The following is a 16,159-nucleotide window of genomic DNA, read 5'->3' on the forward strand; positions in this document are numbered from 1 at the left end:
CCCCGCCGGCCACCGCCGCGCACCCGGACCGGGAGGCCGCCCGATGACCGCCTCCGACCGCGTCTGCGTGATCGGCGCCGGCTCGTCCGGCATCGCCGCCTGCCGCGCCCTGGACGCCGCAGGGATCGCGTACGACTGCGTCGAGAAGGGCTCGCAGGTCGGCGGCAACTGGCGGTACCGCAACGACAACGGCCAGTCGGCGGCGTACCGGTCGCTGCACATCAACACCTCGCGGCGGCTCATGGAGTTCCGCGAGTACCCGATGCCGGAGGACCTCCCGGACTTCCCGTCGCACTTCCAGATCGCGGCGTACTTCGACGACTACGTCGAGCATTTCGGGCTGCGGGAGCACATCCGCTTCCGCACCGAGGTGGTCGCCGTGGAGCCGGTCCCGGACGGCGGGTGGGACGTGACCACGCGGCCGTACGCGGCGTCCGGCGACGGCGCGACGGCGTCCGGCGACGTCCCGACCGCCGGCGCGCCCACGACGGCCCGCTACCGGGCCGTCGTCGTCGCCAACGGCCACCACTGGGACCCGCGCTGGCCCGAGCCCGCGTTCCCCGGCGAGGACGGGTTCACGGGCGAGCGGATGCACGCCCACGCCTACGACACGCCCGACGTGCTGGCCGGCAGGCGGGTGCTCGTGCTCGGCATCGGCAACTCGGCGACCGACATCGCCGTCGAGGCGTCCCGCACCGCGGAGAAGACCTTCCTGGCGATGCGCCGGAGCGCGCACGTGATCCCGAAGTACGTGTTCGGCAAGCCCATGGACGAGCTCCAGTCGGGGCTGGCGTCGAAGGTCCACGTGCCGCTCGCGGTGCAGCGCGCGAGCGCCGGCGCGCTCCTGCGGATCACGACCGGCCGGATGACCGACTACGGCCTGGCCGAGCCCGACCACCGGCTGTTCGAGGCGCACCCGACGGTCTCGTCCGAGCTGCTCGGCCGGCTCGGCCACGGCGACATCGCCCCGAAGCCGAACATCGACCGGTTCCTCGGCGGCCGCACGGTGCGCTTCGTCGACGGAACGGAGGAGGAGCTCGACCTCGTCGTCTACTGCACCGGCTACCGGATCCGCTTCCCGTTCCTCGACGAGGCGATCGTGTCGACCGCCGACAACCACGTGCCGCTCTACCGCCGCGTCGTCGCGCCGGGCCGCCCCGGGCTGTTCTTCGTCGGGCTCGTCCAGCCGATCGGCGCCGTGATGCCGCTGGCCGAGGCCCAGTCGCAGTGGGTCGCCGCGCTCCTGTCCGGGGAGACCACGCTGCCCGACCCGTCGGCGATGCGGCGCGCGATAGCCGACGAGGAGGCAGCGATGGCCCGCCAGTACCTCGCCTCGAAGCGCCACACGATCCAGGTCGACTTCCACGACTACCTGCGGCTGCTGCGGCGCGAGCGGCGGCTCGGCCGGGCGGCGGCGGACACCGGGACCCCGCTCTCCCGCGTCGGGGCGGTCGCACGGCGGGTGCGGGCCCGCGTGGGGGCGGGGACGTGAGGCGCCGCGGGCCGACGTCCGGCAGTGCCGTCGTCACCGGCGCGGGCGCCGGGCTCGGCGCGGCGATCGCCGACCGGCTCGCCGCCCGCGGTCTGCGGGTGGTCGCGGCCGACGTCGACCTCCCCGGTGCCGAGCGGACCGCGGCGCGCACCGGCGGCGTCGCCCACCGGCTCGACGTCGCCGACCTCCGGGCCTGTCGCGACCTCGTCGCCGCCACCCCCGACCTCGCGGTCTGGGTGAACAACGCCGGCATCCTCGCCACCGGTCCGGGCTGGTCGACCGACGAGGCGACCCGGCGGCGCATGTTCGACGTCAACGTCCACGGCGTCATCAACGGCACGACCGCGGCGCTCGAGCGCTTCAGGCCGGCCGGTCGCGGGCACGTGATCAACGTCGTCTCGCTCGCCGGCCTCGTCCCCGCGCCCGACGAGACGATCTACGGCGCGACGAAGCACGCCGCGCTGGCGTTCTCGGTCGGCACGCAGTTCGACCTCGCCTCCCGACGTGAGCGCGGGGTGCGGATCAGCGCGCTCTGCCCCGACGGGATCTGGACCCCGATGCTGTTCGACCGCGTCGACGATCCCGACGCGTGGCCCTCGTGGTCCGGCACGATGCTGCGCCCGGAGCAGGTCGCCGAGGCCGCGGAGGAACTGCTCGACCGGCCCCGACCGGTCCGGGCGATCCCGCGCCGCCGGGGACTCGCCGCGCGCTTCTACGCCGCCACGCCCGGGCTCTCGTCCCGCGGCCTGCCGGTCATCGTCGCCCTGGCCCGGCGCCGCCAGCGGGCCTGGGGCGCGGCGAACCCGCGACCGGCCGGGACCACCGAGAGGACCACCGATGCCTGACTCCACCGCGGACCCGATCCGCGTCCTGGTCACGGGCGCCCTCGGCTTCATCGGCCGTGCGGTGACCGACCGCCTGATCGCCGACGGCCACGAGGTCGTCGGGATCGACCGCGTCGCCGATCCGTCGCGGGGCGTGGTCGTCGGCGACACCACCGACCCGGGCGCCTGGCGGACGGCGCTCGACGGGTGCGGCGCCGTCGTCCACACCGCCGCGGTCGTCAGCAACGCCGTCGAGCTCGACGAGCAGTGGCGCGTGAACGTCCTCGGCACGCGGCGGGTCGTCGAGGCCGCGCGGGACGCCGGCGTGGCGCGCGTCGTGCACCTCTCGTCGATCCGGGCGTTCTCCGACCTCGGGTTCCCCGACGGCGTCACCGAGGACCACCCCGTCCGCCCCGACGGGAACCCGTACGTCGACACGAAGATCGCCTCCGAGCACGTCGTCCTGCAGGCGCACGCGGCGGGCGAGGTCGAGGGCGTCGTGATCCGGCCGGGCGACGTCTACGGTCCGGGCTCCCGTCCGTGGGTGCTGCTGCCGCTCGAGGCGATCCGCTCCCGGCAGTTCCTGCTCCCCGCGATGGGCAAGGGGATCCACAGCCCGGTCTACGTCGACGACCTCGTCGACGGCATGGTCCGCGCGACGCTGCACCCCGACGCCGCCGGGCAGGTCTTCACGCTCGCCGGCCCCCGCGGGGTCCCGTGCGACGAGTACTTCGGCCACCTCTACCGGATGCTCGGCCGCCGCGGACCGGTCGGGCTGCCGACGCCGGTCGCCGTCGCCCTCGCCGCCGCGGCGGACCGGGCGGGGCGCGTCCGGGGCCACCGCACCGAGGTCAACGCGATCTCCATGCGCTACTTCGCCCGCACCGGCACCTACTCGAGCGCGAAGGCCCGCGCGCTCCTGGGCTACGCGCCGGACGTCGACCTCGACGAGGGCATGCGCCGGACGGAGCAGTGGCTGCGGGGCGAGGGGCTGCTGGGCTGAGTCGCCGGGCGCCGGTGCGGATCGGACGGGCGGGCCCTCAGTCGGTCGGCGCCCCGGGCGTCCTCCGGAGGTCATGGGCGTGCGGCGTCGCGCGCTCCAGCGCGTCCCAGCCCGAGTCGGCGTGGCGCTCGGCCTCGTCCGCGGCCGCGCCGCCGCGGATGCCGAACAGGCGCTTGTCGTACAGGAGGTACGCGACGACCGCCACGTTGATCACGAACGCGAGGATCTTCAGCGGCGACTGCGAGCTCGTCAGCTCGTAGATCTCGAGCGGCAGGAGCACGGTCGTGGCGACGAAGGTCAGGTACTCCGCCCAGCGACGCTGGCGCCACAGGCCGACCGCCTCGACGCCCTCGAGCACCGCGTAGGCCACGACCGCGATCCCGATCAGGTGCAGCGTCCCGGCGTCGAGGGTGAACGCCCGGTGGATCTCGTGGAGGATGCCGTGGCCGCCGTCGGCGTTCCCGTGACCGAGGCCGCCCTGCAGGTCGGCCAGGACGGCGTAGGTCTTCCCCTGCAGCTCGCTGCGGTGGTTCGCGAACAGCAGGATCGCCACGCCGAGCGCCCCCAGGACGAGGAAGTGCAGCGCGCGGTCGACGGCGATCACCCGGAGGACGACCTTGTCGCGCAGCGCCTTGCCGCGCGACGGCAGGTCGATCTCCTCGCGGGACGGCGCGACGTCCCGCGACGGCGCGGCGGGCGGGGCCAGCGGGAGCCACGAGTCGCAGCGCAGGCAGCGGTGCCAGCGCTCGCTCGTGCCCTGGCGCAGGAACAGCGCGTCGTCCTGCCGGACGTCCCGGACGTCGGTGCCGACGAGCTCGTGCCCGCGGACCCCGCACACGAGCAGCTCGTACTGCAGCCGGGGCCGGAAGCGTCGGGGCTCGACCGTCCCCGGCAGGGGAGCGTGCGGACGCGGCGGGTCGCTCATCGTGCGCCACCCTGCCACGACCCGGTGGCGGTTTTCCCGCCAGCTTCGCAGGGGTCCGTCGACGGGGCGTCGGATCGTGCCGTGTACGGTCGGCCGATGCGCGCGCTCGGGCTGCTGGGGACCATCGTGGCCGTCGCGGCGGGCGCGACCGGCGTGTCCGCGTGCGGCGGGGCCTCCGACGACCACCGGGCGGCGATCGTCGACGCGCTCCGCGCGTACGCGTCAGCGGACGCGGCGGGCGACGGGGTGCGGGTCTGCGCGGTCCTCTCGGACGCCGCGGCCGGGAACGTGGGATCGAGGACGACCGCCGGGAAGCCCCGCGAGGGCTCGTGCGTCGACCGGTACGAGGCGCAGGTGGCAGACGTCCGGCGCGATCCCGCGGTCGAAGGTCCGCTCCAGGACTTCGCCGTGAAGGTCCGGGACGCCGCCCGGAAGGACGATGCGCTCGACGTGCGGGTCGACGGGGACGCCGCGACCGTCGACGTCTCGAGGCTCCGAGCGTTCAACGCGAACCACTTCCGGTTCACGCTGCGCCGTGAGGGCGGCGCCTGGCTCGTCGACCGCGTCCCGGAGACCGCGACCCTGCGCTGAGGCGGGCCGTCCGGGACGCCGGCGGCGATCTACGTCGTGGGGGATGCGGACAGCGGGTCGTCGGACGTCGGTCGGAGCAGCGTGGTCGTGGTTCGAGCGCTCCCGGCGGCCGAACGGCGACCACGTCGTGGCGGCCGGCGGGGTGGTCGTGATTCGGTCGCTCCCAGCGGCCAAACGGCGACCACGTCGCGGCGACCGGCCACGTGGTCGTGGTTCGGACGCTCCCGGCGGCCAAACCGCGACCACCTCCCGCCGACCCCGCGCGACCGCGTCGCCGGCCCCGCCCCTCACCCCTCGGCCGCCGCCTGCCCGCGCACCCGCCCCGCCGACCACGCGAACCAGGCCCACGAGAGGAGCCCGACGAGCGAGATGCCGCCACCGAGGGCGCAGACCGCGTCCCAGCCGCCGGCGCCCCAGACGATCGAGGAGGCGGTCGAGCCCGCGACGCCGCCGAGGAAGTAGGCGACCATGTAGGCGGTCGTGATCCGGCTGCGGGCGTCGGGCCGCAGGGCGTAGATCGTCGACTGGTTCGTGATCTGGAGGCCCTGGACGGCGAAGTCGAGGACGATGATCCCCGCGACGAGCAGGACGACCGACGTGCCGCCCAGCTCGAGGAGCCCCCACGAGACGACGAGCGCGACGAGCGCCCCGGTCGTGGCGCGGTGGCCGTGCCCCGCGTCGGCGAGCCGTCCCGCCACGGGGGCCATGAGCGCGCCGGCGAGCCCGGCCAGGCCGAACAGGCCGATCACGCCGTCGCCGTACCCGAACGGCTCGCGGGAGAGCAGGAACGCGATCGACGTCCACAGCACGCTGAAGATGGCCATCCCGATCGAGCCGAGCCACATGCGGCGGCGCAGCTCGGGCTCCTCGCCGACGAGGGTCACGACCGACCGCAGGAGCGCCCCGTAGCGCTTCCGGGCAGGCCCCTCGGTGGCGACCGGGGGCGGCGCGTCGGGCAGGAACCGCCACAGGACCGCGGCGAGCACCAGCATCGCGCCGGACGCGACCGCGAAGACGAGGCGCCATCCGCCGATCTCGGCGATCAGCCCGCTCAGGGTCCGGGCCAGCAGGATGCCGACGAGCAGGCCGCTCATCACCGTGCCGACGATGCGGCCGCGCTCCTCCTCGCCCGCCAACGACGACGCGAGCGGCACCACGACCTGGGCGACGGCCGTCGCGACGCCGACGACGATCAGCGCCGCGGCCAGGACCGCGAGCCCGGGGGCGACGGTGCTCCCGACCTGCCCGACGGCGGCGATCACGAGCAGCGCGACGATCAGCCTGCGCCGCTCGAGCAGATCCCCGAGCGGCACCAGGAACGCGAGGCCGAGGACGTAGCCGACCTGGCTGGCGGTGACGAGCAGCCCGGCGGTGGACGAGCTGACGTCGAACGCGGACGCGATCGTGTCGAGCAGCGGCTGCGCGACGTAGAGGTTCGTCACCGCGACGCCGCACGTGACGGCGAGCAGCAGGACGAGCCGGCGGTCCATGCGCTCCCCGGCGGGTGGCGAGAGGTCGGACGCGGGCCCGTGCGTTGAGGACGCGCCGGAGGTCGGGGACTCGGAGCCGGGGGCACTCACTCGCCAGATGGTTGCAGGGTGCACCATCCTGGCGCGGGACGGGTGTTCGAACACGTCGCCCCGGGGCGACGGCCACGCTTCCGACTTGACGGGTCGGTCGGGCGCGGGGTCAGTTTCGGTCGCTGGGCGACCGTTGCTGACCGCGGCGGCCGGGCGCAGGGTGGCGCAGCGCGCGGGGTGGTCAGTTTCGGTCGCTGGGCGACCGTTGCTGACCGCGGTGATCGGGCGCAGGGTGGCGCAGCGCGCGGGGTGGTCAGTTTCGGTCGCTGGGCGACCATCGGTGACCGCGACCCTCGCGCGAGTCCGCCCCGCCGCGCCCGTCGTCGTCCTACCCTGCGCCGCCCCGCCGCCCCGCCGCCCCGCCGCCCCGCCGCCCCGCCGCGCCCTGCGCCGCCCTTCCCGCCTCAGCGCGCGGTGCCCGTGATCCCGAGCGTCCTGAAGCCGCGGTTCAGCAGCGCCTCGGCCTGCCGCCCGATGTCCGGCGTGTCGAGCAGGACGACGACGAGGCGGTGCCCGCCGCGCTGCGCCGCGCCGACGAACGTCTTGCCGGCTGCGTTGGTGTAGCCGGTCTTCAGGCCGATCGTGCCCGCGTAGTGGTCCTTGAGCAGCGGGTTGTGGTTCTGCAGGAAGATCCGCCGGCCCTTGATCGGGAACGGACGGATCGCCTGGTTCGTGGCGACGATGCGGGCCAGGCGCGGCTGGTCGAGGACCGCCTTGCCGAGGACGGCGAGGTCGCTCGCGCACGAGCGGTTCTTCGCGTCGCGCTGGCGGATCGTCTCCTCGAAGCCGCTGGGGGAGTCGAACGTCGTGCACGACAGGCCCAGCGCGTCGGCCTGCGAGTTCATCATCGACACGAACCGCTCGACGCTGCCGCCGACGTGCTCGGCGAGGGCGACCGCCGCGTCGTTGCCGGACGGCAGCAGCAGCCCGTAGAGCATCGTCTCGAGCTGCACCTTCTTGTAGAGCGGCAGCAGCCCGACGCGGGAGCCCTGCGCGGCGTACGCCTTGCGGGAGATCCGCACGCGCTCGGTCGGCTTGCTGTGCCCGTTGACGACGAGCGCGGTCATGAGCTTCGTGACGCTCGCGATCGGCAGCGACCGGTTCGCCTTCTTCGCCCACAGGACCCTGCCGGTGTCGAGGTCGGCGACGAGCCCGGCCCGGGGCTCCTTCTTCAGGGGCATGACGAACCCGGGGGCGCTGCCGTCGCGGAAGGTCTGCAGCTTCAGCGGGACCGCGAGCGGGGCGACGACGGGCGGGCCGTTGACCGCCTGCATCGGGGTCCGGTCGGTCGTGGGGAGGTCGCCCTGCCCCGACCCGTCGGCGGACGCACCGCCCGCGACGCCACCCCCGCCACAGCCGGAGACGGCCGTGCTCAGGACGAGCACGGAGGCGATGAGGGCCGCACGCCGCACGGCCGGGAAGGATGGCCGATCCGTCGGACGCCGGCGCCGGTTGCACGACCTCGTTCACCGGACCTCGCCCCGGCTGCCCGCATCGGGTGCTCCGGGTCCCGCCGTCGCCCGGACCGCCACGGGGCGCGGGCACCCGGGAGCGGTGCCGCTAGCGGGTGCCGGAGCCGTTCTGGAACGGGATGAGGCTGCGCGCGATGGCGCGCATCTCGTTGTTCGTCAGGCTGTTCTTCAGGCTGTTGTTGACCCAGTACGTGCCGTTCGGGGTCTTCCAGATCAGGCGTCGGATGCGGGTGCCGTCGTACTCGATGCGGAACTTGCGGCCCGCCAGGGTGACCTCGTCGGTGGCGAGGTCGAGGACGGGCGGGTCCTTCCAGGTCGTGCCCTGGATGCCGTAGTACTGACCGATGCCGCCGCGGGAGCCGTCGACGGCGACGACGATGCGGTACCCCTGCCACGGGAACGCCCGGCCGCCGGCCGACGCGATGTCGTAGCCCCGGGAGTCGTTGTCCTTGTAGACGGCGCCGTTCTGGACGAGCTTGGGGATGTAGATCGGGGCGCCCGTGAAGTTCCGGGCGATGCCGCTGTTGCGGACGTTGTCGGCCGCGGCGGACGCGTTCGCCGTCAGGGTGGTCGGGATCTTCGGGGTCTTCTTGCGCGGCTTCTTCGTCCCAGCGGTCGACCGGGACGGCTTGTCCTCGTTCTGCGACGCCTTGGTCTTCGGCGCCGACCCGGGGTGCAGGAACTGCCGGGCGGCCTTCGCGAGGTCGGCGGGCGTCGTCAGGAGCGCGCCCTCCTTCGTGTCCTGCGTGTTCAGCGTGACGCGCTTCGTCGGCTTGCCGACCACCCCGAGCGCGAGCTTCACGACGCCGAGCAGGCCCTTCGACGTGCGGATGTCGGTGTCGACGAACCCGAGGATCGTCTTCGCCAGCGACGTGCCGTTGCTGATCAGCTTCGACGTGGCGACCTGCGCGCGGGCCTCGGCCAGGTAGTGGGCCTGGCGGGCCTCGCGGACGACGTCGTTGTCGAGGTGCCGGAACCGCACGTACGACAGCGAGTCCTCGCCGCACAGGCGCTGGTAGCCGGCCTTCACGTCGATCGCGGCGTACGGGTCCTTGCCACCGACGGGCGGGTTGTTGTCGTTGAAGTACTTGCGGTCGACGTCGACGTAGAAGCAGCCGAACGCCTTGACGGCCGCGGAGAACGCGGAGAACCGGATCGACGCGTAGTGGTTGACCTCGAAGCGCTCCTGCGGCGTCGACAGGATCCGCTGGAGCTGGACGATCAGCCCCGCGGGCCCCTTGCCGACGTTCGACGCGTTCAGGCGCGCGCCGCTGCCGCCGGCGACGATCAGGTCGCGGGGCAGGGACAGCATCGTCGTCGCCTTCGCCTTCTCGTCCAGCCGGACGAGGATCATCGTGTCCGAGCGCTGGCCGCTCTCCTCGTCGATGCGGGCGTCGTCGCCGACGAGCAGCATCGTCTGCGGCTTGCCGGGCTCCACGTCGTCGAGGACGCCCTGGGCCTCCTTCGACGCCTGGGTCTCGTCCGGCAGCGCCGCGACCAGCGTCTGGGCCTCGTGCTGGATCGTGGCGGCGACCACGGCACCCGCGACGAGGAGCACGACGATGCCCGCGAGCAGGAAGCGCAGCGCGAAGGACGTGCCCGGGCTGGGAGGTCGGCGGTCGGTGGACGAACTCATCGGCGGATGGAGTGGGCGGGTCGCACGGGCCGTCCGGGCCACGGGGACGGACGCGAGCCGCACGTCCGGGAGCGCGTACGGCGCATGCCCGGCCACGCGTTCGACGGGGCCCGCAGCGACGGTAGCGCACCCGGCGGGGCCGACGAGCGGGTCCGGCGTCACGTCAGGGGGTGCGCAGGACCGCTAGCGTCGCGTGGATGACGACCGATCGCGGCCACGTGACGCGTGTGACCATCCCGTTGCGCCACCGCGACATGGACACCCTCGGGCACCTCAACCAATCGATGTACCACGTGTTCCTCGAGGAGGCCCGGGCGGCGATCCTCCGGGAGGTCCTGGGCACGGAGACGGTCGACTACGTCCTCGCGCGCGTGGAGCTCGACCACGTCTCCGAGGTCCGCATGAGCGACGTCGGCGTGCACGCCGAGGCGTGGATCGGGCGGGTCGGGACGTCCAGCGTCCGCCTCGACACCCGGGTGGTCGTGGGCGACGACGACCGGGTCGCCGCACAGGGCACGACCGTGATGGTCGGCTGGGACCCGGGCGCCCGCGGCTCGCGGAAGCTGACCGCGGAGGAGCGGGAGCGGTTCCTCGCCGCCCAGGGCCCCGCGGCCGAGGCCGCCGCGGACCCCGGACCGTCGGGCGCCGACCGGCCGGCGCAGGAGGTGTCGGCGTGAGCGCCGCGCGCGAGGTCGACCGCGCCGTCCTGCGCGAGGTCGTCGAGACGCTGGCCCCGTGGGTCCGGAAGGCCGGGTCGGCGGACGAGCACCGCGCGGCGGAGTGGATCGCGGAGCGCCTCACGCGCGCCGGGGCCCCGGCGCACGTGGAGGACGCGACGTTCCTCGACGGCTACGCGCCCCTGATCGGCGGGCTCGCGGCCGTCGGCGCGGTCGCGGGCGTCCTCGGGCAGACCCGCCCGGGTCGCCGGCTGGCGATCGCGGCCGGGGTGCTGGCCGCGGCGGCGATCGCGGACGACGTCTCCAACGGCCCGCGCGTCGCACGCCGGGCCGCCCGGCGTCCGCAGGCCACGTGGAACGTCGTCGCCGAGGCGGGCGACGTCGACGCGGAGCGCACCCTCGTCGTGATGGCCCACCACGACGCCGCGCCGGGTGGCGCGATCTTCGACCAGACCGCTCAGCGGCTGGCGCAGGAGAAGATCCCGGGGCTGTTCGAGCGCGTCGACACCGCCGTCCCGGTCTGGTGGCCGGTCGTCGGTGGTCCGGCGCTCGCCGCGCTGGGCGCGAAGCTCCGGCGCCCGCGGCTCGGCCTGTTCGGTGCGGCCATGAGCGCCGGCTCCGTCGTCGCGATGGCCGACATCGCCCGCTCGCCGATCGTGCCGGGCGCCAACGACAACCTCTCGGCGGTGGCGGCGCTGGTCGGCCTCGCCGAGCGGCTCCGCGACGCCGAGGCCCGCGGCGACTCGGTCGGCGTCCGCGTGCTCCTCGTCTCCTGCGGCGCCGAGGAGGTCATCCAGGGCGGGATCTACTCGTTCGGCGAGTCGTGGTTCCCGCGGCTGGACCGCGAGAGGACGTGGTTCCTGAACCTCGACACGATCGGCTCGCCGGAGCTCGTCTCGATCGAGGGCGAGGGTCCGGTCGTGATGGAGGACTACCACTGGCGCTCCTTCCGCGACCTGATCGAGCGGGTCGCGTGGCGCGAGAGCCTGCCGGTCCGTCGCGGCATGCGCGCCCGGTCGAGCACCGACGCCGTCGTCCCGTCCCGCGCGGGGTACCCGACGGCCTGCCTGGTCTCCTTCGACCGGGCCAAGGCGATGCCGAACTACCACCTCCCCACCGACGTCCCGGAGAACCTGGACTACGGCACGATCGCCCGCGCGGTCCTCCTGGCCGAGGCCGTCGCCCGCGAGCTGGCGGGCGACGCCGCGCAGACCGGGGTGCGGTCGGAGGGCTGATCAGGGGGCGGCCGGTCGCTGGCCCCCCGGACCGACCTGGAGCGCCCGCAGCACCGCCAGGCGCCCCGACGGGCTCGGCCCGCTGACCGTCAGCCAGCCCGGGCCGGTCCGCCGGGCGTCGACGGCCTTCTGGACGCCGTTGCCCGGGACCCGTACCGTGCCGGCGGACCGGCCGGGCCGGGCGCCGGGGAACTCGGCCGCCAGCGCCGACGGGTCGCGGGCGTCGACGTAGTGGATCGCCTCGTAGGGGTGTCCGTCGTAGGTGAGTCGCGCGGACGAGACGGCGAGGAACGGCCGGCCGGAGACGTCGGGGACGGGCGCGGGCGGCGCGACGAGCTCCCGGGCGGACCGGAGCGGGACGCGCTGCTCGTCGGTCGTGCGGATCGCCCACGGACGGACCGGCACGGCCGGGTCCGGGGCGTGCACGCGCTGGCCCGGGATCGTGCCGATCCGGCTGCGCTCGTCGACGGCGTCGGCGATCTCGCGTCCGTCCTCGCCGAGGTACGCGACGGAGCGGTCCTCGCCGAGCCGCGGGACGGCGACGAGCCGGAACCCGGCGGGCAGGGACGGGTCTGTGCGGGGGGCGAGGACGCGGCCGTCGCCCAGACGGACGGCGCGGACGCGGTCGTCGACGACGACGGCGATGCCGTTCTGCGGCGGGGGGTCCTTCGGCCGGTCCTCGTCGTCGCCGTCCACGTAGGTCGTCGAGGAGGTGTCCTCGATCACGACCGGGAACCGCCGGCCGGGGGACGACGAGCACTGGCCCTGCCCGAGGAGCAGCTCGCGACCGACGCTCTGCGCGCTCGCGAGGCACCACTGGGCCTTCCCGACGTCGGTCCCGGGCGCCAGCGAGTAGCTGTAGGTGTCGGCCGCCCGACCCCGTTCGTCCCGCGGGACGTAGGTCCCGGACGGCAGGGGCGGCAGCTTCCCGGTCACGGGGGCCGACGGCTCGCTGTGGAGCGCGATCGTGATCGTCGCGGCGGTGGCGGATCCGGCGATCGTCAGGCCGACGAGCGCGAGGGCGAACGGGCGGGCCGTCCACCAGCGGCCGCGCGAGGTGCCCGTGTCGGAGCGCCGGTCGGCGCCCGACGGGCCGGCCTGGTCGGGGACGGTCCCCGGCGCGGGGGTGGCCGGTGCGGCGGCGCGATCGGCGACGCTGGTCGACAGCTGGCGGTGGAGCTCGTCGAAGGCGCTCATCGGGCTCCCTCCAGTCGGGTGCGCAGCGCGGACAGCCCACGCGCGACGCGTTTGCGGACGACGGCCTCGGAGCACTGCAGCTCCGCCGCGATCTCGGGATAGGGGCGCTCGTCGACGACGCGGGCGAGGATCGCCGTGCGCTGTGCGGTCGGGAGCGCGGCGAGGTGCTCGTGGAGCAGCGCCTCGTCGGTCTCGGAGGCGAGCTCGTCGACGCGCTCGAGGTCGGCGTCGTCGAGGACGATCCGCTGGTGCCCGAGGCGCCTGCGGGTCTCGCTCTCGACGCGGCCGCGGCGCAGGCTCTCGCGGAGCTTGTTCGCGGCGATGCCGAAGAGCCAGCCGACGGCCGCCCCGCGCTCGGGATCGAACCGGTCGCACGTGGCGACGACGGTGGCGAAGGTCTCCGCGGTCAGGTCGAACGCCAGCTCGCGGCGCCCCGTGCGCCGGAGGTGGAAGCCGATGACCGCACTCTGGTGGCGCCGGTAGAACACGTCGAAGGCGCGTTCGTCACCGGCGACGACGCGGGCCAGCAGGCGGGCGTCGTCGGGTTCAGGGACGGGGGACATGCTGGAAGGTGGTTGACCGCTGACCGGATCTTGTGACCGGATTCGTCGGATCCGGCTAACACGGACCCTGCGTGTACCCCGTCCCGGGTGGCGGGTGGGCGGTCTTCTGTGGTCGCGGGGCGATCATCGGTGACCGCGGGGTCGGCGGCGGCTGCTCGGAGGGTCACGCGTGGTCGCGGGGCGACCATCGGTGACCGCGCGGCCGGGCGGGCCGTCCGGGACGTCGACCGGCAGGCCGAGTCCGTGCGCTCAGGCCGCGACCGACCCCGCCCGGGCCGCGTCCCGCACGGCGGCGATCGCCTCGAGGAGCACCGGGTTGAAGGTCTCCGGGAGCATCGTCACCGCGCCGTGGGTGCCCGGGGCCTCGAACGTCGGGGCGCCCAGGCTCGCCGCGAGCGCGCGCTGCTTCGCCGGAGGCACCGAGGTGTCCTCGCGGGTGACCACGACGGCCGAGGGGACGGTCAGGGTGCCGTTCCACGGGCGGGAGTCGAAGCGGCCGAGCTCGCGGCCCGCCTCGGCCAGGGCGACCGCCGAGCCGCGGGACAGCTCCCCGGCCTGCCACGTGGGGGCGAGCCCGCCGCCGGCGCCCATCATCGCCGTCACGCGGCGCCAGATGCCCTCCGGGGACAGGCCGAGGAGGAGCCGCAGCCCGGACATCGCGCTCCAGAGCAGCCGCAGCTTCGGCTCGGACCAGTCGTTCGCGGTCGCGCAGAGGACGACGCCCGCCGCGACCTCCGGGTGGTCCCGGGCGACGAGCTGGGCGACCGCGCCGCCCAGCGAGTAGCCGACGACGACCGCCGGGGCGACGTCCAGCTCCCGGAGGACGGCCGCGGCGTCGCCGGCGCAGTCCTGGAGCCGGAACGGCTCGGGCGAGCGCAGGCCGTGGCCGTGGCCGCGATGGTCCATGGCGATCACGCGGTGCCCGGCGTCGTGCAGGGCGTCGAAGGTCGTGAACCAGTTGAGGTCCGACGAGAACATCCAGCCGTGGAGGAGGAGGACGGCGGGACGGTCGGCCTCGCCGGTGTCGCGGACGAAGAACTCGCCGCGACCGCGGACGTGGACCAGGCGGGCCGGCGGGAGCGCGAACGGCGGCTCGGGGACCTCGGCGGGGCGGGCGTCGTCGGCGGTGTCGGCGGCACGGGACCTGCTGGTGGGCCGGGACAGGAGTGCCGAGACGGCGATGGAGCGGGCCATCCGGCGACCGTACCCCGCCCGGTGGGCGGGCAGTCCTGGATCTCGTGTGACGTTGCCCGGGAGCTCGCACGCCGCAGGTTCCTGCGGTCGTGGGCCCCGTTCTGCGGCGGGGTGACTCGACGGGCCGTGTGCGCGCCGCATCCGACCCCGGGAACGCGGAAGGCCCGCCGGATGGCGGGCCTTCACGTCCTGCTGTGCGGTTCCGGCCCGAGGGCCGGGACCGCGGAAGTCAGGTGTCTTAGATGACGTCGACGTTCGTGGCGTTGGGGCCCTTCGGGCCGGTCTCGGCGTCGAAGGAGACCTTCGCGCCCTCGGCGAGGGTCTTGAAGCCCGTGCCGTTGATGGCCGAGTGGTGGACGAAGAGATCCTTGCCGGCCTCGTCGGGCGTGATGAACCCGAAGCCCTTCTCCTCGTTGAACCACTTAACGGTGCCTGTGGCCATGTGATGTCCCTCCGTGGGGTGTTGTGTTGTGCAACGGCGCGGAGGGTGCTGATGCAACGACTGCGAACGCTGGCACTGCTTCGCCGGATCTCTTGACCCGGCACTGACGGCAAGAGCATGGCACATATCGGCGCGCGTGCAACACGGATCCTTGCGTGGGACGGGCGAACGCGGCCGTTCGGCGGCCGTCAGGGCCCCGGGCGCGCTCCCGCTCGCGACGGCGAGGGCGATCGTGCCGGGCGACACGGATAGCGTACGCCCATGGCCACGACGCTCACCGGCGACGCCCCCGTCTTCGAAGGCGGCCTCCAGACGCTCGCGCCCGGGGTGCACGCCTGGATCCAGCCCAACGGCGGATGGGGGGAGGCCAACGCCGGGCTCGTCGTCGGCGACGGCGCGTCGGCGGTGATCGACACGCCGTGGGACCAGCGCCTCTCCCGGCAGATGCTCGACGCGATGGCCGTGCACACCGGGAACGCCCCGGTCCGGGTCGCGATCAACACCCACTCCGACGGCGACCACTGGTGGGGCAACGCCGAGCTGCCGGCCGACACGACGATCATCACGTCGAAGGAGAGCCTCAAGGCGATGAAGGACGAGGTCCACCCGAAGGAGCTCGCGCGGCTCCGGCGGATGGCGGGCATGTCCGGTCGGCTCCCCGGGCGCTCGGGGGAGATGGGGCGCTACGTGCGCGGGATGCTCGGGCCGTTCGACTTCAAGAAGATCGAGCTCCGGTTCCCGGCGGAGACGTTCGAGGGGCGCTCCACCGAGCACGTCGGAGGGCGGGCGCTCGACCTGCGGCTGGTCGGGCCGGCGCACACGCTGGGCGACCTCGTCGTCCACGTCCCCGACGCCGGCGTGGTCTTCGCCGCCGACATCCTCTTCGTGGGCGTCACCCCCGTGATGTGGGCGGGTCCCGCCGCCCGGTGGATCGCGGCGCTCGACCTGCTCCTCGAGACGGGGGCGACCACGTTCGTGCCGGGGCACGGCCCCGTGTGCGGTCCGGACGAGGTCCGCGCGCTCCGCGACTACTGGACGTGGCTGCTCGATGCCGTCGAGCTCCAGCACCGCTACAAGCACTCCGCCGCGCAGGCGACGCTCGAGATCATCAAGTCCGAGGAGTTCGCGCCGTACCGCGGCTGGCTGCTGCCCGAGCGGATGATCATCAGCGTCACCGCGATGCTGCAGCACATGGACGGCAAGGGCCGCATCCCGCAGACCGCCGCGATGCGCGCCGCGCTGTTCGACCAGGTCTCGATCGTCGAGCGGGCGCTCGACGAGGGCTGACCCGGACGCCGGCCGGCGCGGATCCGGGCCGGGACGTGTCG

At 74.5% G+C, this 16,159-nt stretch carries 15 protein-coding genes; 7 read left to right on the forward strand and 8 right to left on the reverse strand.

Going from position 1 to position 16,159, the window contains the following annotated elements; genetic code table 11:
* The first annotated feature begins 43 nt into the window (after window positions 1–43).
* The 3 genes from PATMI_RS28175 to PATMI_RS0107320 are packed head-to-tail and all read left to right on the forward strand — an operon-like array spanning window position 44 to window position 3,319.
* Window positions 44–1,492 carry a flavin-containing monooxygenase gene (locus PATMI_RS28175; protein WP_084269762.1) on the forward strand — a complete coding sequence of 483 codons (1,449 nt, stop codon included), beginning with the start codon at window positions 44–46 and terminating at the stop codon, window positions 1,490–1,492.
* Window positions 1,489–2,337 carry an SDR family oxidoreductase gene (locus PATMI_RS28180; protein ID WP_051471175.1) on the forward strand — a complete coding sequence of 283 codons (849 nt, stop codon included), beginning with the start codon at window positions 1,489–1,491 and terminating at the stop codon, window positions 2,335–2,337. Before PATMI_RS28175 ends, PATMI_RS28180 begins: the two co-directional genes overlap by 4 nt.
* The gene (locus tag PATMI_RS0107320; RefSeq protein ID WP_026910414.1) at window positions 2,330–3,319 is read left to right on the forward strand and encodes an NAD-dependent epimerase/dehydratase family protein; all 990 of its coding nucleotides are present in this window, start codon (window positions 2,330–2,332) and stop codon (window positions 3,317–3,319) included. Before PATMI_RS28180 ends, PATMI_RS0107320 begins: the two co-directional genes overlap by 8 nt.
* A gap of 37 nt (window positions 3,320–3,356) precedes the next feature.
* Here PATMI_RS0107320 and PATMI_RS28185 read toward each other — a convergent pair whose 3' ends face one another.
* A complete protein-coding gene (locus PATMI_RS28185; protein ID WP_051471176.1) occupies window positions 3,357–4,244 on the reverse strand; it encodes a DUF2127 domain-containing protein in 888 nt (295 codons plus the stop codon).
* Window positions 4,245–4,340: 96 nt separating this feature from the next.
* Here PATMI_RS28185 and PATMI_RS0107330 point away from each other — a divergent pair, with 96 nt between their 5' ends.
* Window positions 4,341–4,835: a hypothetical protein gene (locus PATMI_RS0107330; RefSeq protein WP_026910415.1), complete on the forward strand. Its 495-nt coding sequence runs from the start codon at window positions 4,341–4,343 to the stop codon at window positions 4,833–4,835.
* Between the two features lie 287 nt (window positions 4,836–5,122).
* Here the strand turns inward: PATMI_RS0107330 and PATMI_RS0107335 are convergent, their stop codons facing one another.
* From PATMI_RS0107335 to PATMI_RS0107345, 3 genes are all read right to left on the reverse strand, one after another.
* Window positions 5,123–6,325, reverse strand: a complete 1,203-nt coding sequence (locus PATMI_RS0107335) for an MFS transporter (RefSeq protein ID WP_026910416.1) — start codon at window positions 6,323–6,325, stop codon at window positions 5,123–5,125.
* A 494-nt stretch (window positions 6,326–6,819) separates the two neighbouring features.
* Complete coding sequence (locus PATMI_RS28190) at window positions 6,820–7,827, reverse strand: D-alanyl-D-alanine carboxypeptidase family protein (RefSeq protein WP_051471177.1); 1,008 nt, start codon at window positions 7,825–7,827, stop codon at window positions 6,820–6,822.
* Between the two features lie 148 nt (window positions 7,828–7,975).
* Window positions 7,976–9,523: an LCP family protein gene (locus PATMI_RS0107345; protein WP_084270315.1), complete on the reverse strand. Its 1,548-nt coding sequence runs from the start codon at window positions 9,521–9,523 to the stop codon at window positions 7,976–7,978.
* Between the two features lie 197 nt (window positions 9,524–9,720).
* Between PATMI_RS0107345 and PATMI_RS28195 the strand changes: the two genes are divergently transcribed.
* Together PATMI_RS28195 and PATMI_RS28200 are read left to right on the forward strand one after the other, a co-directional pair.
* A complete protein-coding gene (locus tag PATMI_RS28195) occupies window positions 9,721–10,200 on the forward strand; it encodes an acyl-CoA thioesterase (RefSeq protein WP_084269763.1) in 480 nt (159 codons plus the stop codon).
* Window positions 10,197–11,435 (forward strand): M28 family peptidase, encoded by a 1,239-nt coding sequence (locus tag PATMI_RS28200; protein ID WP_051471178.1) that lies wholly within the window; start codon window positions 10,197–10,199, stop codon window positions 11,433–11,435. The genes PATMI_RS28195 and PATMI_RS28200 overlap by 4 nt, the downstream gene beginning before the upstream one ends.
* Here the strand turns inward: PATMI_RS28200 and PATMI_RS28205 are convergent, their stop codons facing one another.
* The 4 genes from PATMI_RS28205 to PATMI_RS0107375 form a co-directional block, all read right to left on the reverse strand.
* Complete coding sequence (locus tag PATMI_RS28205; RefSeq protein ID WP_036725419.1) at window positions 11,436–12,632, reverse strand: hypothetical protein; 1,197 nt, start codon at window positions 12,630–12,632, stop codon at window positions 11,436–11,438.
* On the reverse strand, window positions 12,629–13,195 hold the full coding sequence (locus PATMI_RS0107365; RefSeq protein WP_051471179.1) for an RNA polymerase sigma factor: 567 nt from the start codon (window positions 13,193–13,195) through the stop codon (window positions 12,629–12,631). Before PATMI_RS0107365 ends, PATMI_RS28205 begins: the two co-directional genes overlap by 4 nt.
* Window positions 13,196–13,444: 249 nt before the next feature.
* Window positions 13,445–14,389, reverse strand: coding sequence for an alpha/beta fold hydrolase (locus tag PATMI_RS28210; protein WP_051471180.1), 945 nt, complete (start codon window positions 14,387–14,389; stop codon window positions 13,445–13,447).
* Between the two features lie 238 nt (window positions 14,390–14,627).
* Window positions 14,628–14,831: a cold-shock protein gene (locus PATMI_RS0107375; RefSeq protein WP_026910419.1), complete on the reverse strand. Its 204-nt coding sequence runs from the start codon at window positions 14,829–14,831 to the stop codon at window positions 14,628–14,630.
* A gap of 261 nt (window positions 14,832–15,092) precedes the next feature.
* Here PATMI_RS0107375 and PATMI_RS28215 point away from each other — a divergent pair, with 261 nt between their 5' ends.
* The gene (locus tag PATMI_RS28215) at window positions 15,093–16,118 is read left to right on the forward strand and encodes an MBL fold metallo-hydrolase (protein ID WP_051471181.1); all 1,026 of its coding nucleotides are present in this window, start codon (window positions 15,093–15,095) and stop codon (window positions 16,116–16,118) included.
* The last annotated feature ends 41 nt before the right edge of the window (window positions 16,119–16,159 follow it).

It is taken from the genome of Patulibacter minatonensis DSM 18081 (assembly GCF_000519325.1).
In the GTDB taxonomy this organism is placed as follows: domain Bacteria; phylum Actinomycetota; class Thermoleophilia; order Solirubrobacterales; family Solirubrobacteraceae; genus Patulibacter; species Patulibacter minatonensis.

Coding starts and splice junctions, on each gene's coding strand:
- PATMI_RS28175 (WP_084269762.1), top strand. CDS start 44: ATGACCGCCTCCGACCGCGTCTGCGTGATCGGCGCCGGCTCGTCCGGC.
- PATMI_RS0107320 (WP_026910414.1), top strand. CDS start 2,330: ATGCCTGACTCCACCGCGGACCCGATCCGCGTCCTGGTCACGGGCGCC.
- PATMI_RS28185 (WP_051471176.1), bottom strand. CDS start 4,244: ATGAGCGACCCGCCGCGTCCGCACGCTCCCCTGCCGGGGACGGTCGAG.
- PATMI_RS0107330 (WP_026910415.1), top strand. CDS start 4,341: ATGCGCGCGCTCGGGCTGCTGGGGACCATCGTGGCCGTCGCGGCGGGC.
- PATMI_RS0107335 (WP_026910416.1), bottom strand. CDS start 6,325: ATGGACCGCCGGCTCGTCCTGCTGCTCGCCGTCACGTGCGGCGTCGCG.
- PATMI_RS0107345 (WP_084270315.1), bottom strand. CDS start 9,523: ATGAGTTCGTCCACCGACCGCCGACCTCCCAGCCCGGGCACGTCCTTC.
- PATMI_RS28195 (WP_084269763.1), top strand. CDS start 9,721: ATGACGACCGATCGCGGCCACGTGACGCGTGTGACCATCCCGTTGCGC.
- PATMI_RS28205 (WP_036725419.1), bottom strand. CDS start 12,632: ATGAGCGCCTTCGACGAGCTCCACCGCCAGCTGTCGACCAGCGTCGCC.
- PATMI_RS0107365 (WP_051471179.1), bottom strand. CDS start 13,195: ATGTCCCCCGTCCCTGAACCCGACGACGCCCGCCTGCTGGCCCGCGTC.
- PATMI_RS28210 (WP_051471180.1), bottom strand. CDS start 14,389: ATGGCCCGCTCCATCGCCGTCTCGGCACTCCTGTCCCGGCCCACCAGC.
- PATMI_RS0107375 (WP_026910419.1), bottom strand. CDS start 14,831: ATGGCCACAGGCACCGTTAAGTGGTTCAACGAGGAGAAGGGCTTCGGG.
- PATMI_RS28215 (WP_051471181.1), top strand. CDS start 15,093: ATGGCCACGACGCTCACCGGCGACGCCCCCGTCTTCGAAGGCGGCCTC.